Below are 15,000 nucleotides of genomic sequence, written 5' to 3'. Positions count from 1 at the left end.
GGCTGACCGGCCGCCATCGGGGGCAAGCCCCCTCCCACATCTTGATCTGTGTGGATCAGCACCGATTAAGCTCAATCCTCGCTCGTGCCTACGCCGCTGGCCTTCCAGACAAACGAAAGGCAAAAGGTGGGGGGCTTGCCCCCGATAGCAGCGGTTCAGTCAATGCATGGGCTGGCTGACCGGCCGCCATCGGGGGCAAGCCCCCTCCCACATCTTGATCTGTGTGGATCAGCACCGATTATGCTCAATCTTGGCTCATGCCTGCGACGCTGATCCTCCAGACAAACGAAAGGCAAAAGGTGGGAGGGGGCTTGCCCCCGATAGCAGTGGTTGAGTCAATGCATGAGCTGGCTGACCGGCCGCCATCGGGGTCAAGCCCCCTCCCACATCTCGATCTGTGTGGATCAGCATCGATTATGCTCAATCCTGTCTCATGCCTGCGCCGCTGACCTTCCAGACAAACGCGGGGCGAAAGGTGGGAAGGAGCTTGCCCCCGATAGCAGGGGTTCAGTCAATGCATGGGCTGGCTGACCGGCCGCCATCGGGGGCAAGCCCCCTCCCACATCTTGATCTGTGTGGATCAGCACCGATTATGCTCAATCTTGGCTCATGCCTGCGACGCTGATCCTCCAGACAAACGAAAGGCAAAAGGTGGGAGGGGGCTTGCCCCCGATAGCAGTGGTTGAGTCAATGCATGAGCTGGCTGACCGGCCGCCATCGGGGTCAAGCCCCCTCCCACATCTCGATCTGTGTGGATCAGCATCGATTATGCTCAATCCTGTCTCATGCCTGCGCCGCTGACCTTCCAGACAAACGCGGGGCGAAAGGTGGGAGGGAGCCTGTCCCCGATAGCAGGGGTTCAGTCAATGCATGGGCTGGCTGACCGGCCGCCATCGGGGGCAAGCCCCCCCCCACATCTTGATCTGTGTGGATCAGCACCGATTATGCTCAATCCTGGCTCATGCCTGCGCCGCTGGCCTTCCAGACAAACGCGGGACAAAAGGTGGGAGGGGGCTTGCCCCCGATAGCGGTGGTTCAGTCAATGCATGAGCTGGCTGACAGGCCGCCATCAGGGGCTTGCCCCCTCCTCCCCTTGCCCAGTAGATGGCTCATGGCAGTTTTCAGCTTCATCGGCCGTACCGGTTTGTGCATCAAGGTGTGCCCCTGTTCGCGGATCTGTTGCTTGAGTTCGTTGCTGTAGTTGGCGGTGATCATCAGCGCCGGTATCGGGCGACCGCGGCGGGCGTTGATGCGGGCCACGGCGTCGACGCCGTTCTGGTCATTGTCCAGGTGGTAGTCGGCGATCAGCAGGTCGGCCTCGGCGTGGTAGTTGTCCACCTGGCCGGCCAGGTCCTGTTCCGATAAGGCGGTGACCACCTGGCAGCCCCAGCCTTCGAGCAGGGTGCGCATGCCGGCGCAGATCGCCGCGTCGTTATCCAGCACCCATACCCGGGCGCCCTGTAAACGCTCCAGCATCGGTTCGCTCATGCTCGGTACGGGCAAGGTCTTGGGCGCGGTGGCGCTCAAGGGCACCTCCACGGCAAACATCGAGCCCTTGCCGGGTACGGATTTGACGCTGATGCGATGGCCCAGGATGCCGGCGATCTTTTCCACAATGGCCAGGCCCAACCCCAGCCCGCGATCCTGATCGCGACGCTGCACATCGCCGCGTTTGAACTCCTGGAAAATCTCCTCCAGGCGCTCCTCGGCGATGCCCATGCCACTGTCCCACACCTGGATCGACAAGCGCTGATGCTGGCGCCGACAGCCCAACACCACGCGGCCGCTATAGGTGTAGCGAATCGCATTGCTCAACAGGTTGCGCAGAATCCGCGCCAGCAGCTGGATATCGCTGTGCACCAACGCCGAACACCCGATGAAATGCAATTCCAGCCCTTCGCTGCGGGCCAGTTCGGTGTATTCGGCCGCCAGGTTGTCCAGCAGCTCGCTAAGGGCGAACGGCGCGATATCGGCCTTGATCACGCCGGCGTCCAGCTTGGAAATATCCACCAGGGTGCCCAGTAGGTTTTCCACGTCTTCAAGGGAATTGCTCACATTGCGCACCAGGGTTTCATTGGCCTGGGGCTCGCGACGTTCCAGCAAGGCGCCGGTGAACAGCCGCGCGGCGTTCAGCGGTTGCAGCAGGTCGTGGCTGACGGCGGCAAGGAACTTGGTCTTCGACAGGTTGGCCTGTTCGGCTTCGCGCTTGGCCTCGCGCAGACGGGTTTCCATGCGGCGGCGCTCATCGATTTCCTTGAGCAACTGGTCGTTGAGCGCGGTGAGTTCCGAGGTGCGCTGGGCGACACGCTGCTCCAGGTTCTGATAGGCCTGATGCAGGGCCTCGGCGGTGCGACGACGCTCGGTGATGTCGCGGATCAGCACGAAAATCCCCACCACTTCACCCGTGGCCAGGCGGTTGGGCACGTAGGAGCGCAGCATGTAGCGCTCCTGGTTGTTGATATTGGTTTCGGCGAATTCAAAGGTCACGCTCTCCCCCGCCAGAGCGCGCGCGACATACGCATCGAGACGCTGGCAGTGCTGCTCGCTATGGACCTCGCGCAAGCTCTGGCCGAGCATCATGCCCGGAGGCCAGCAGTACCATTGTTCGTAGACTTTATTGGTGAACTCATACACCAGGTCGGCATTCAGGTAGCCGATCAGCGCGGGAACGTGGTCGGTGATCAGGCGAATCCAGCGTTCGCTTTCCTGGGCCTTTTGCGCGGCGGCCTGCTCACGGCGCAGGGTTTCGGCGCGCAGGCGGGCATTGATCAACAAGTGGTTGCTGGCGCGCAGTTCGGCCATTGCCTGGTTCAAGGCGTCGGTGCGCTCACGAACTTGCTCGGCCAACACCACCGAGTGCTGGAACGTGGTGTACGGGTCATTGCCCTGGGACACACCGGACTCGATGCGTTCGATCAGCGCCGCATTGATCCGCGCCAGCTTGTGGTTGTCCCCCCGCAGGCGTGCCAGTTCGGCCAGCAGTTCAGTGCGGCCCAGGCGCGCGTCCTCGGGCAATGGCGACCCCGGTAAAGGTCTGGTTGATGTGCATGCCATTGAACTGTTCTCCGTAGGTGTTGAAGCCCAGCACGCGTTGGTCCTGCAGGAAACCGCCGATCTGTTCCAGGGTGTCGGCGTCTTCCAGCTCCAGGCGCCGCAGGAAACAGTCGCAGCCGATGGTCAGCAATAGGTCGCCGAGGCGCGTGTGCAGGCCGTCGAACAGGTTTTGCAGGTTTGGCAGGATCGGCCCGGGTTCCATCACGGTGAGCACGATGCCGTTTTCCACCGCGCAGTAGAAACTCAGGCTGAGGTCGTCATGCACTTGCTGGATGGCGCGCACGTAATACTGGTCGTGGATGCGCACTGCCAGCGGGTGGGCAGCGAAGATGCGGTGATCGAGGTCGGCCACCGCCACGCCAATATGCCGCGCGTATTCTTCAGCGGCAGGTTCGGCATTGAGTTCGAATACCCGGCGGGACGGGCTGTCGGCTGCGGTCACCACCAGTTTTTCCGCACGCGGCAGGATGTGGTGAGTGGTGAACACTTCAAAATCCAGCCAGGTGTTGACCAACACCACCACCGCCGCGCCGCTGTGAAACGCGCCGTTGAAATACACATGGGTGTGGGTCAGGAAGTTGTCGTCACCAGCCGAGCCGCCGAAGTGCGGGATATCCCCCAGGGCCGCGCTGAGGGCAGCGAGCACCATTTCTTCGCGGCTGGACAGACCATCGAGCAAGGTCAGGGCAAAGGTGTTGCCTTTGATCGGCGCCAGGGTGTTGCTGCGGCAACCGCCCACCAGGCGTTCGACCATATGTTGGGCATCGATCAGGCTGAAGTGCTCGACCTGGTCGATCAGTTCAGTGGCAATGGAAAAGTGCGCATGGTTAAAGCCCATCGCGGTCACGCAATTGCGCCCGTAGCCCTGGGGCGTGATCTCGCCGGCGCTGGTGCAACCGACCACGCGCACACTGCCGAAGCAGTGCTGCAAGGCATTGCCCAGGGCCTGCAAATCGTAGGAGGCCGAGCAGAAAAACAGCACAAAACCCAGATACGGATGCAGCAGCTGTCGCGCCAACTCTTCGGCGGCCTGCCCGGCGTCGGTTGCCTGGGACATGGCGCTCACTACGCCTTCGTGGTTGTGCATCGTCGACTCTCCCCTCAGAGGCTTGAGTGTACGAAGGCAGAGGCTGCGGCCCTATGCTACTTGGGTACTGGGTGGGGGATGCGATGGGATGAAAGTGCGCAAACGCACAGAGGATTCAAATGTGGCAGGGGGCTTGCCCCCTCCCACATTGCAATTGCATTTCAAGTTCAGCGTAAAGCGTTCAAAAGCATTCCCGCTGCAACCGCGACACACAGGCTGGCGAACCCCACCTGCAAGGTGCGTGCGGCAATCACCGAGCATAGCCGCCGGCCGATCAGCATGCCGACGATGCTCGCGGCGATAAACACCCAGCCCACGGCGTCTATACGGACGCCGGCATGGAACGCGCCGACCACGCCGATCAGCGAGATCAGACTGATCACCATCAATGATGTGGCGACGATGCCGCGCATCTGCACGTCGGTGAGTTGCTTGAACGCCGGCACGATCAGAAAGCCGCCGCCGACGCCGAGCAAGCCCGACACCGCACCGGTGATGGCGCCCAGCGCAGCCAGGGTGGCCGTGCATTTGGCGGTCCAGGCCAGGCGCCCGGTCTGCTGGTTGAGCATGCAGTTTTTCTGGCCCCAGGAGGCGGCGCCATGGTCGCTCGGCCCGGCCTGGTTTTTTTCCCGTTGCAGCATGCGCCAGGCCACCAGCACCATCAACGCGCTGAACAGGCCCTTGAGCAACGCTTCGGGCATCTGGTGAGCGACGAACACCCCCAGCGGTGAAAACAGCGCGCCGAGCAAGGCGATCAGCAAGGCGGCGCGATAGCGCACCAGGCCATGGCGCAAACCGTCTATCGCCCCCACTGCCGCCGCCGCGCCCACCGCGAGCAACGACACCGGCGCGGCCTGGGTCATGCTCAAGCCCAGGCCCAACACCAACGCGGGCACGCCGAGGATGCCGCCGCCCGCGCCGGTCAGGCCCATGACCAGGCCCATCAACACCCCCAACACACTGGCCAGTAGCATTCAGTCCACCTTGCTCAGACGGGTCAGCCACTCGCGGCCCTTGAGCATGCCGTTCCAGTAGAACCACGGCAGCAAGGTCGCCTTGAGCCACCACATGGAGCGGCGCGCTTGGGTCGGGTCGAGGGCGAAGGTCGGCAGCAATTTGCCGCCGTAGCCGAACTCAGCCAGCACCACTTTGCCCTTCTCCACCGTCAGCGGGCAGGAGCCATAACCGTCGTACTTGAGCGGCAACGGCGCCTGCTTGCGCAGGGCCAGCAGGTTTTCGGCTACCACCACGATCTGCTTGCGCACGGCAGCAGCGGTCTTGGCGTTGCTGGTGCCGCACACATCGCCCAGGCCAAAAATAGGCGCATAGCGCTGATGCTGCAGGCTGTGCGGGTGCACATCGCACCAGCCGGCAGCGTCGGCCAGCGGGCTGTGGCGGATAAATTCCGGGGCCAGTTGCGGCGGCACCACGTGCAGCAGGTCGAAGGTTTTTTCCACAAGCGTGACGTTGCCCTCGGCATCGTTGACCTCGAACCAGGCTTTGCGCGCCGGGCCGTCGACCTTCACCAGGTTGGCATTGAAGGCCAGGCGCGCGTTGTATTTCTCCACGTATTTCATCAACGGCGGCACGAAGGTCGCCACGCCGAACAGCGCCGCGCCGGCCAGGTTGAATTCCACGCCGATGTTTTGCAAATGGCCCTGCTTGAGCCAGTGGTCGCACGACAGATACATAGCCTTCTGGGGCGCGCCGGCGCATTTGATCGGCATGGCCGGCTGGGTGAACAGTGCCTTGCCGGCCTTGAGTTGCTTGACTTGCTGCCAGGTATAAGCGGCGTGCTCGTAGCTGTAGTTGGAAGTCACGCCGTGTTGGCCGAGGGTGTCCTGCAAGCCTTCGATTTTCTCCCAGGCCAGGCGCAGGCCGGGGCAGACAATGAGGTTGTTCCAGGTCACGCGCTGGCCGTTGTCGAGCACCAGGCTCTGGCTGTCCGGCAGCACCTCGGTGACGGCGGCCTGCACCCAGGTCACGCCATTGGGCAGCACATCGGCCAAAGGGCGGCGGGTCTTTTTCAGGTCGTAGGCACCGCCGCCCACCAGAGTCCAGGCCGGTTGGTAGCAGTGGTAGTCGCTGGGTTCGATCAGGGTGATGTTCAGGTCGGGGTCGCGCTTGAGCAGGCTGGCCAGCAAGCCAATGCCTGCCGAACCGCCGCCGATGACAACGATGTCGCCACTGATGGTCTGGCCCCAGTGTTGGTCGGTCATGGTCTATCGCCTTTTTTGTCAATGCACACAAGGGTCGCTGCCGGATGGCGTCACGCCCAGCTTTTTATGACCGCGCCGCAGTAAAGGCCGGACAGGGTCTTCATCACTTGGATCACTTCGTGGCTGGCCAGTCCGTAGAAAATGTATTTGCCTTCGCGACGGGTGGCCACCAGCCCTTCGTCGCGCAGGATGCCAAGCTGTTGCGACAGCGTCGGCTGGCGCACGCCGGTCATGGTTTCCAGCTCGCCCACATTGCGTTCGCCCTGGGTCAACTGGCACAGGATCAACAGGCGGTCTTCGTTGGCCAACGCCTTGAGCAAGGCACAGGCCTTGGACGCGGAAGCACGCAGTTGGGCGACTTCGCCCTCACTCAAGGTAGATTCCATTTGCTTCGGGTCCTGTGTGTCACTTAATCTGAAAACATTATGTGTAAACATAAAGTGATTGTAATCACTTTTTTCCAGCATCAGGGGCTACCGCCATGCCAGCGTTGATTCAATCCTTTCTGGACGAGGCGTCGTCGACCTACACCTACGTGGTCTACGAAGCGGACGGCGGCCCCTGTGCCATCGTCGATTCGGTGCTCAACTACGATCCGGCTTCCGGTCGCACCGACACCGCCCAGGCTGACAAGGTGATCGCATTCGTGCACGAGCACGGGTTGCAGGTGCAGTGGTTGCTGGAAACCCATGCCCACGCCGACCACCTGTCCGCCGCGCCGTACCTGCGCCGTACGCTGGGCGGCAAGATCGCCATCGGCCAGTGCATCAGCCAGGTGCAAAACGTGTTTAAAAACCTGTTTAACCTGGAGCCGGAATTTCGCGTCGACGGTTCGCAGTTCGATCATTTGTTCGCGCCGGACGAAATCTTCCACATCGGCCGTTTGAAAGCCCAGGCGTTGCATGTGCCCGGGCATACCCCGGCAGACATGGCCTACCTGATCGACGGCAAGCTGATCCTGGTGGGCGACACGCTGTTCATGCCGGATGTGGGCACCGCCCGCTGCGACTTCCCCGGCGGCGATGCGCATCAGTTGTACGCGTCGATGCGCAAGTTATTGGCCTTCCCCCTGGAAACCCAGTTGTACGTGTGCCACGACTACCCGCCCCAGGGGCGCGAGGCGAAATGCCTGACCACGGTGGCCGAACAGCGCGCAAGCAATATTCATGTGCATGACGGTGTGGATGAAGCGGCGTTCGTGGCGATGCGCACCCAACGCGACGCCGGGTTAGGAATGCCGACGCTGCTGCTGCCGGCGATTCAGGTGAACGTACGCGCGGGGAATATGCCGCCGGCGGAAGACAACGGCGTGGTGTATTTGAAGATCCCGCTCAACCAGCTCTGAAGCGCCTAATCGAAATAAGAACCCTTGCCACGGGTAATGCCGCACCATAACTCGTCGACTTGCTTGAACCCCCACTCTTCAGCCAAGGCACGGCCGACGATCTTGTCCGGTTGCTTGGCGAGGTTGACCACCGTCTGAGTCACCGGCAGCCCGGAACGCGCGGAGAAGAACACCTTGACCACGGGGGTCAGCAATGACAGTGGGTTTTGTTCGAGGACCACCGCGATGCGGCCACTTTCCAGGCGCACCAAAGCGCCGACGGGGTAAATACCCACGCAACGCACGAACGCCTGGAACACCCGTTCATCAAAATGGCCTTTCCATTCCGCCATTTTCTGAATCGCTTCGGCAGGCCCCCAAGCGTGCTTGTAAGGGCGCTCCGAAGTCACGGCATCGTATACGTCACACACCGCGCCCATTTGTGCCAACAAACTGATCTGGTCCTGCACCAGGCCATGGGGATAGCCACTGCCGTCGCATTTTTCATGGTGGTGCAGGCAGACATCCAACACCAGGGCGCTGATCCGCGGCGACTGCCGTAACAAATCGGTGCCCAGCACCGGGTGTTTGCGTACCACGCCAAACTCACCGTCGGTCAAGGCCCCCGGCTTGTTCAGGATAGGTTCGGGAACGGCCATCTTGCCCACGTCATGAAACAACCCCGCCAGGCCCGCCTCCTGCACCAACGGCGGCGCCAGGTCCAACTGGCGCGCCAGGGCGATCATCAAACCGGAGACCGCCACCGAGTGCATGTAGGTATATTCGTTTGCCGTCTTCAGCCGTGCCAGGCTGATCAAGGCATGGGGATGGCGCAGGATGGATTGGGAGATCTCGTCCACCAGCGCGGCCGCCTGGGTCGGCTCCACTGCCCGCCCCATGCGCAGGTCACCGAACATTTCGATCACTGCGCGTTTGGCCACCGCGCACAGTTTGACCGCTCGGGCCACTTCAGCCTTGATGTCGGCCGGCTCAGCCACCACCAGTCGCGACGGCGCCGCGAGTGGTTGCACCGTTTGCTCCGGGCTGGGCGCGATGCTGAGGCTGATATCGCAGCCCTTTTGAGTATCGATCCACACGGCGCGCACCGGAGCATCGCGCAAACGCTGCACGTCCTCAGCGTGGCTCAGCAGAAAGCTGGTTTTCCAAAAGCCATGATCAATCCAGGCGCCGTCGAGTTTATGGACATACATTCCCTGAACGACTTGCGATGCAGAAATGCACTTCAACATCTCCCCCCCTCACGACCGCGATCCTGCGGTCAAGCCACGGAGAATTTCCCAACGATCTGCTTGAGGTCTATCGCCAATCTGGACAGCTCATGACTGGCCGTAGACGTCTGGCTCGCCGCCGAAGAACTCTGGATAGACAAATCGCGAATGCTGATCAGGTTCTGGTCAACGGAACGCGCTACATGAGCCTGCTCTTCGGAAGCGGCCGCAATCAACAGATTTCTTTCATTGATATCGCCAATCGCCTCGGTAATCTGCGTCAGCGCCACGCCGGCTTCGTGGGCAATCTTCAAGGAGTCCACAGCTTCGCTGCGGTTCAAGCCCATGGACGCCACCGCCTCGCTGGAGCAGACCTGGATTTTCGCAATCATTTGCTCGATTTCCTGGGTCGAGGTCTGCGTGCGATGAGCCAGCGCGCGGACTTCATCGGCGACCACGGCAAAGCCGCGCCCTTGCTCACCGGCCCGCGCGGCCTCAATGGCGGCGTTCAATGCCAGCAAATTGGTCTGCTCCGCGATCGAGCGGATCACCTCGACCACCTTGGCAATGTCCTGGGCCTGCTTGGCCAAGCCCTCGACCTCCAGCCCGGTCTGCTGGACCGTAGCGCTAAGTTTTTCGATCGAGGCAATAGTTTGTGTGACCCGTTCCTGGCCCACCGACGCCGATCGCTGGGAGTCCTGAGTCGACTGTGAGGCCGAAATGGCATTTCTGGCCACTTCCTCGACTGCCGCAGTCATCTGATTGACCGCCGTGGCGGCCTGGTCGGTTTCCAGGCTTTGGCGTTCGATACCGGCGCTGGACTCGCGCGTGATGGAACTCATCTCTTCCGCCGCCGACGCCAGTTGCCCGGATGCTTCGGAAATATGCTGCAGCGTGGCTTTAAGGTTCATCTGCATGGCGGCGGTGGACCGTTGCAACTCGGTCAGCTCGTCATTGCCATTGACAGCAATGGCCACGCGTAAATCGCCGTCGGCAATCTTGCCGGTCGATACCAACAACTCCCGCACGGGAACAACGATGCTGCGGGTAAACAGGCGAGCGACCACGATGGCAAGCAGCACTGAGCCGCCCATCAATACCCACGTGAACATCCGCGCCGCGTCATGCTCGCTGGACGCCACGTTTACAGCGGCGGTCGAGCCACGCCCATTCAATGCGATCAACTCGCTGATGGAACGTTGAACTTCAAGCGCGATAGGCCCGTTGACTTCCCGCAAGTATGTCGACATCTGTTCGGCCGACATTGTCGAAGCCTCTCCCACAAACTCATCCATTCTCTGGCTGTAATTCTTGATGCTGGCCAATACCTGGTTGTACGTGACTTGTTCCTCGGGGCTCGATACCAACGGCGCATAACGAGCAGCAACATCAAGGACCTCGGTGCGCACGGCTTTGAGCTTTTCGAGAGATGCCGGGTCCTGGCGGGGTATTTCCATGGCGTAACGGCGTAAATCCAGGCGTAGTTTGTAGAACGCCGAATCGATCTCGCCTGCCAGGCGAATACTGGGCAACCAATTGGTTTCTATTTCAACAGTCGATGAATAAACCTTATCGACTTTAACTAGCGTCATTGCTCCCTGAATTAACAACAGAACACACACCACCCCAAAACAAAGTGTGGTACGAACGTTCAACTTCCAGGCTCTCATGTACATCGCGGTATACCCCTTGTACCGGGCCGCGAACATCCCGGCCTCATGGGGCTAATGTGTTTAATCGGATGTGAAAAATACGTGACTGCTCACGCAATTTTTCATTAATGGAAAATAAAAAAGACGCCGATTATTACCGAGCGAACTATCGGTGCCTCTCAGGTTTAGTGACCGCACCGATCAAACCATCAACCCACCTGGCGGCAATGGCAACGCAGTCTTGTAGCGCACCTGCTTGAGCGCAAAGCTGGAGCGGATATTCGCCACGCCCGGCACTTTGGTCAGAAAGTCCATCATGAAGCGTTCCAGCGCCTGGATCGTCGGCACCAGCACGCGAATCAGGTAGTCGGGGTCGCCGGCCATCAGGTAGCACTCCATCACCTCGGGGCGATCGGCAATGGCGCTCTCGAACTGTTGCAGGGCCAGTTCGTTCTGCTTTTCCAGACTGACGTGAATGAACACATTGACGTGCAAGCCCAGCAGATCGGCGTCCAACAGGGTGACCTGCTCGCGGATCAGGCCCAGTTCTTCCATGGCCTTGACCCGGTTGAAACACGGGGTGGGCGACAGGTTGACCGAGCGCGCCAGGTCGGCGTTGGTGATGCGCGCATTCTCTTGAAGGGCGTTGAGAATGCCGATATCGGTACGGTCCAGTTTGCGCATGAGACAAAATCACCTGTTTATTATGTTTATGCAGTTTTTTTATCCGCAAATGGTCCCGAGCGCAACGAAACACAGATAAATATTCTTCTACGCCCCGCCTATGATTGTTGTAGGACAAGATTTCTCCTACCCGGAGACGGATTGTCAGCTAGCGCGCCCACTACAAGAAATTCACAAGATAGAGCGTAGAAAGCCATGACCCAGCAGTACGAACCACTGCGCCTGCACGTTCCCGAACCCTCGGGCCGCCCAGGCTGCAAGACCGATTTCACCTACCTGCGCCTGACCGACGCCGGCCTGGTGCGCAAACCCGCCATCGATGTAGAACCCGCCGACACCGCCGACCTGGCCAAGGGCCTGATCCGCGTGCTCGATGACCAGGGCCAGGCCCTGGGGCCGTGGGCCGAAGGGGTTCCCGTGGAGGTTCTGCGCAAGGGCATGCGCGCCATGCTCAAGACGCGGATCTTCGACAACCGCATGGTGGTCGCCCAGCGTCAGAAAAAAATGTCGTTCTACATGCAGAGCCTTGGCGAAGAAGCCATCGGCAGCGCCCAGGCCCTGGCCTTGAACATCGACGACATGTGTTTCCCCACCTACCGCCAGCAAAGCATCCTGATGGCCCGCGAAGTGCCGCTGGTGGACCTGATCTGCCAGTTGCTGTCCAACGAGCGCGACCCCCTAAAAGGCCGTCAGTTGCCGATCATGTACTCGGTCAAAGACGCTGGGTTCTTTACTATTTCCGGCAACCTCGCCACCCAATTCGTACAGGGTGTGGGCTGGGGCATGGCCTCGGCGATCAAGGGCGATACCAAGATCGCCTCGGCCTGGATCGGCGACGGCGCCACCGCCGAATCGGACTTCCACACCGCCCTCACCTTCGCCCACGTCTACCGCGCGCCGGTGATTCTCAACGTGGTCAACAACCAGTGGGCCATCTCCACCTTCCAGGCCATCGCCGGCGGTGAAGCCACTACTTTCGCCGGACGCGGCGTCGGTTGCGGCATTGCCTCCCTGCGTGTGGACGGCAACGACTTCATCGCGGTGTACGCCGCTTCCGCCTGGGCCGCCGAACGTGCGCGCCGCAACCTCGGCCCGACCTTGATCGAATGGGTCACCTACCGCGCCGGCCCCCACTCCACTTCGGACGATCCGTCCAAGTACCGCCCCGCCGACGACTGGAGCCACTTCCCGCTGGGCGACCCGATTGCCCGTCTCAAACAGCACCTGATCAAGATTGGCCAGTGGTCCGAAGAGGAACACGCGGCGGTCAGTGCCGAACTGGAAGCGGAAGTCATCGCCGCACAAAAACAAGCCGAGCAGTACGGCACTCTGGCCGGTGGCCAGATTCCAAGCGCCGCGACCATGTTCGAAGACGTCTACAAAGAGATGCCGGAGCACTTGAAGCGCCAGCGTCAGGAGTTGGGGATCTGACATGAACGATCACAACAACAGCATCGAACTGGAAACCGCCATGACCACCACCACCATGACCATGATCCAGGCCCTGCGCTCGGCCATGGATGTGATGCTCGAACGGGACGACAACGTCGTGGTGTTCGGCCAGGACGTCGGCTACTTCGGCGGCGTGTTCCGTTGCACCGAAGGCTTGCAGAGCAAGTACGGCACCTCGCGGGTGTTCGACGCGCCGATCTCCGAAAGCGGCATCGTTGGCGTGGCGGTAGGCATGGGCGCCTATGGCTTGCGCCCGGTGGCGGAAATCCAGTTCGCCGACTACGTGTACCCGGCCACCGACCAGATCATCTCCGAAGCCGCGCGCCTGCGTTATCGCTCGGCCGGCCAGTTCACCGCGCCGCTGACCATGCGCATGCCCTGCGGCGGCGGCATCTATGGCGGCCAGACCCACAGCCAAAGTATCGAAGCAGTGTTCACCCAGGTCTGCGGCCTGCGCACGGTGATGCCGTCCAACCCGTATGACGCCAAGGGCCTACTGATCGCCTCCATCGAAAACGATGACCCGGTGATCTTTCTCGAACCCAAGCGCCTGTACAACGGCCCGTTCGATGGCCATCACGACCGCCCTGTCACCCCCTGGTCGAAACACCCGCAAGCCCAAGTACCGGACGGTTACTACACCGTGCCCCTGGACGTGGCCGCCATTGTGCGCCCGGGCTCGGCCGTCACCGTGCTGACCTACGGCACCACCGTGTATGTGTCGCAAGTCGCCGCCGAAGAAACCGGCATCGATGCCGAAGTCATCGACCTGCGCAGCCTGTGGCCGCTGGACCTGGAAACCATCGTCAAGTCGGTGAAAAAGACCGGCCGTTGCGTGGTGGTGCATGAAGCCACGCGCACCTGCGGCTTTGGCGCCGAGCTGGTAGCGCTGGTGCAGGAGCATTGCTTCCACCACCTGGAAGCGCCGATCGAACGCGTCACCGGGTGGGACACCCCCTACCCGCACGCGCAAGAGTGGGCGTATTTCCCAGGGCCGTCCCGTGTGGGCGCGGCGCTGCAACGGGTCATGGAGGTCTGAATGGGCACGCACGTTATCAAGATGCCGGACATTGGCGAAGGCATTGCGGAAGTTGAACTGTCGGTCTGGCATGTGAAGGTCGGCGACATGGTCGTCGAAGACCAGGTGCTGGCGGACGTGATGACCGACAAGGCGATGGTGGACATTCCCTCGCCGGTCCACGGCAAGGTCATTGCTCTCGGCGGCGAGCCAGGCGAAGTCATGGCCGTGGGCAGTGTGTTGATCAGCATCGAAGTGGAAGGCGCGGGCAATGCCAAGGATGTGCCGGCGGTTGCCGAACCGGTGAAGGCCGCACCTGCGGTGGAAGCCAAACCCGCGCCGGTTGAAAGCAAACCCGCGCCAACCAAGGCTGCGACGCAAGCCCCGGTGGCCCGCGAAGCTGACGAACGCCCCCTGGCCTCCCCCGCCGTGCGCAAGCATGCGCTGGATGCCGGCATCCAACTGCGCCTGGTTCAGGGCTCTGGCCCAGCGGGCCGTATTTTGCACGAAGATCTGGACGCTTACTTGCTCCAGCGTCCGACGCAAAATAAGACCACTGCCAGCCCTTACGCCGAACGCCACGACGAAGAAAAAATCCCGGTAATTGGCATGCGCCGCAAGATCGCCCAGCGCATGCAGGACGCCACCCGGCGCGCCGCGCATTTCAGCTATGTGGAAGAAATCGACGTCACTGCGCTGGACGAACTGCGCGTGCACCTCAACGAAAAACACGGTGCCACTCGGGGAAAACTGACCCTGCTGCCGTTTATCGTGCGGGCCATGGTCGTGGCGCTGCGGGACTTCCCGCAGATCAACGCACGCTACGACGACGAAGCCCAGGTCATCACCCGCCTCGGCGCGGTGCATGTGGGCGTCGCCACCCAGAGCGACGTGGGTTTGATGGTGCCGGTGGTGCGGCATGCCGAAGCGCGCAACCTGTGGGGCACCGCCGAAGAAATCACGCGCCTGGCCACGGCCGCACGCAATGGCAAGGCCAGCCGTGAGGAATTGTCCGGTTCCAGTATCACCCTGACCAGCCTCGGCGCCTTGGGCGGTATTGTCAGCACACCGGTGCTGAATCTGCCGGAAGTGGCGATTGTCGGCGTCAACCGCATCGTCGAACGGCCGATGGTGATCAAGGGCCAGATCGTGATTCGCAAGATGATGAACCTCTCCAGTTCCTTCGATCACCGCGTGGTCGATGGCATGGACGCGGCGCAATTTATCCAGGCCATTCGCGGCCTGCTCGAACAACCCGCCAGCCTGTTCCTGGAGTAAGGG

The 15,000-nt window shown here is 61.4% G+C and carries 12 protein-coding genes; 4 read left to right on the top strand and 8 right to left on the bottom strand.

From position 1 onward, the window contains the following. Window positions 1-1,035: 1,035 nt before the first annotated feature. The 5 genes from ACFZPT_RS25740 to ACFZPT_RS25720 form a co-directional block, all read right to left on the bottom strand. Entirely contained in the window at window positions 1,036-3,054 is a 2,019-nt protein-coding gene (locus ACFZPT_RS25740) for a NahK/ErcS family hybrid sensor histidine kinase/response regulator (RefSeq protein ID WP_080758657.1), read from the bottom strand. Continuing rightward, window positions 2,984-4,141: a nitric oxide-sensing protein NosP gene (nosP, locus tag ACFZPT_RS25735; RefSeq protein ID WP_034098939.1), complete on the bottom strand. Its 1,158-nt coding sequence runs from the start codon at window positions 4,139-4,141 to the stop codon at window positions 2,984-2,986. The genes ACFZPT_RS25740 and nosP overlap by 71 nt, the downstream gene beginning before the upstream one ends. 167 nt (window positions 4,142-4,308) lie before the next feature. Continuing rightward, complete coding sequence (locus ACFZPT_RS25730) at window positions 4,309-5,115, bottom strand: sulfite exporter TauE/SafE family protein (protein WP_034098940.1); 807 nt, start codon at window positions 5,113-5,115, stop codon at window positions 4,309-4,311. Further along, a complete protein-coding gene (locus tag ACFZPT_RS25725; RefSeq protein ID WP_034098941.1) occupies window positions 5,116-6,360 on the bottom strand; it encodes an FAD/NAD(P)-binding oxidoreductase in 1,245 nt (414 codons plus the stop codon). It lies immediately after the preceding gene. Window positions 6,361-6,410: 50 nt separating this feature from the next. Next, window positions 6,411-6,746, bottom strand: a complete 336-nt coding sequence (locus tag ACFZPT_RS25720) for a helix-turn-helix transcriptional regulator (protein ID WP_017527038.1) — start codon at window positions 6,744-6,746, stop codon at window positions 6,411-6,413. A gap of 95 nt (window positions 6,747-6,841) precedes the next feature. Here ACFZPT_RS25720 and ACFZPT_RS25715 point away from each other — a divergent pair, with 95 nt between their 5' ends. After that, complete coding sequence (locus ACFZPT_RS25715) at window positions 6,842-7,705, top strand: MBL fold metallo-hydrolase (RefSeq protein WP_034110993.1); 864 nt, start codon at window positions 6,842-6,844, stop codon at window positions 7,703-7,705. Between the two features lie 5 nt (window positions 7,706-7,710). On the opposite strand, the gene ACFZPT_RS25710 is transcribed toward ACFZPT_RS25715, so the two are convergent. From ACFZPT_RS25710 to bkdR, 3 genes are all read right to left on the bottom strand, one after another. Then, complete coding sequence (locus ACFZPT_RS25710) at window positions 7,711-8,934, bottom strand: HD-GYP domain-containing protein (protein ID WP_034098944.1); 1,224 nt, start codon at window positions 8,932-8,934, stop codon at window positions 7,711-7,713. Between the two features lie 29 nt (window positions 8,935-8,963). After that, complete coding sequence (locus ACFZPT_RS25705) at window positions 8,964-10,589, bottom strand: methyl-accepting chemotaxis protein (protein ID WP_034099839.1); 1,626 nt, start codon at window positions 10,587-10,589, stop codon at window positions 8,964-8,966. A 177-nt stretch (window positions 10,590-10,766) separates the two neighbouring features. Next, window positions 10,767-11,249 carry a Bkd operon transcriptional regulator BkdR gene (bkdR, locus tag ACFZPT_RS25700; RefSeq protein WP_034098945.1) on the bottom strand — a complete coding sequence of 161 codons (483 nt, stop codon included), beginning with the start codon at window positions 11,247-11,249 and terminating at the stop codon, window positions 10,767-10,769. Window positions 11,250-11,444: 195 nt separating this feature from the next. On the opposite strand from bkdR, the gene ACFZPT_RS25695 reads away from it, so the two are divergent. Genes ACFZPT_RS25695 through ACFZPT_RS25685 form a run of 3 tightly spaced genes read left to right on the top strand, consistent with a single transcriptional unit; the run spans window position 11,445 to window position 14,997 of the window. Further along, window positions 11,445-12,680: a 3-methyl-2-oxobutanoate dehydrogenase (2-methylpropanoyl-transferring) subunit alpha gene (locus tag ACFZPT_RS25695; protein WP_034110996.1), complete on the top strand. Its 1,236-nt coding sequence runs from the start codon at window positions 11,445-11,447 to the stop codon at window positions 12,678-12,680. Between the two features lies 1 nt (window position 12,681). Further along, complete coding sequence (locus tag ACFZPT_RS25690; protein WP_034098947.1) at window positions 12,682-13,740, top strand: alpha-ketoacid dehydrogenase subunit beta; 1,059 nt, start codon at window positions 12,682-12,684, stop codon at window positions 13,738-13,740. Beyond that, complete coding sequence (locus ACFZPT_RS25685) at window positions 13,741-14,997, top strand: dihydrolipoamide acetyltransferase family protein (RefSeq protein ID WP_034110999.1); 1,257 nt, start codon at window positions 13,741-13,743, stop codon at window positions 14,995-14,997. Window positions 14,998-15,000: the final 3 nt, after the last annotated feature.

It is taken from the genome of Pseudomonas sp. MD330_10 (assembly GCF_042610415.1).
Lineage (GTDB): Bacteria > Pseudomonadota > Gammaproteobacteria > Pseudomonadales > Pseudomonadaceae > Aquipseudomonas > Aquipseudomonas rhodesiae.
The sequence above is the reverse complement of the archived record's forward strand: the minus strand, read 5'-3'. Positions and strand labels throughout refer to the sequence as shown.

What these genes read in the sequence shown, in the direction of transcription:
- ACFZPT_RS25740 (WP_080758657.1), bottom strand. Translation starts at nt 3,054, where the DNA reads ATGGCATGCACATCAACCAGACCTTTACCGGGGTCGCCATTGCCCGAG.
- nosP (WP_034098939.1), bottom strand. Translation starts at nt 4,141, where the DNA reads ATGCACAACCACGAAGGCGTAGTGAGCGCCATGTCCCAGGCAACCGAC.
- ACFZPT_RS25730 (WP_034098940.1), bottom strand. Translation starts at nt 5,115, where the DNA reads ATGCTACTGGCCAGTGTGTTGGGGGTGTTGATGGGCCTGGTCATGGGC.
- ACFZPT_RS25725 (WP_034098941.1), bottom strand. Translation starts at nt 6,360, where the DNA reads ATGACCGACCAACACTGGGGCCAGACCATCAGTGGCGACATCGTTGTC.
- ACFZPT_RS25720 (WP_017527038.1), bottom strand. Translation starts at nt 6,746, where the DNA reads ATGGAATCTACCTTGAGTGAGGGCGAAGTCGCCCAACTGCGTGCTTCC.
- ACFZPT_RS25715 (WP_034110993.1), top strand. Translation starts at nt 6,842, where the DNA reads ATGCCAGCGTTGATTCAATCCTTTCTGGACGAGGCGTCGTCGACCTAC.
- ACFZPT_RS25710 (WP_034098944.1), bottom strand. Translation starts at nt 8,934, where the DNA reads ATGTTGAAGTGCATTTCTGCATCGCAAGTCGTTCAGGGAATGTATGTC.
- ACFZPT_RS25705 (WP_034099839.1), bottom strand. Translation starts at nt 10,589, where the DNA reads ATGTACATGAGAGCCTGGAAGTTGAACGTTCGTACCACACTTTGTTTT.
- bkdR (WP_034098945.1), bottom strand. Translation starts at nt 11,249, where the DNA reads ATGCGCAAACTGGACCGTACCGATATCGGCATTCTCAACGCCCTTCAA.
- ACFZPT_RS25695 (WP_034110996.1), top strand. Translation starts at nt 11,445, where the DNA reads ATGACCCAGCAGTACGAACCACTGCGCCTGCACGTTCCCGAACCCTCG.
- ACFZPT_RS25690 (WP_034098947.1), top strand. Translation starts at nt 12,682, where the DNA reads ATGAACGATCACAACAACAGCATCGAACTGGAAACCGCCATGACCACC.
- ACFZPT_RS25685 (WP_034110999.1), top strand. Translation starts at nt 13,741, where the DNA reads ATGGGCACGCACGTTATCAAGATGCCGGACATTGGCGAAGGCATTGCG.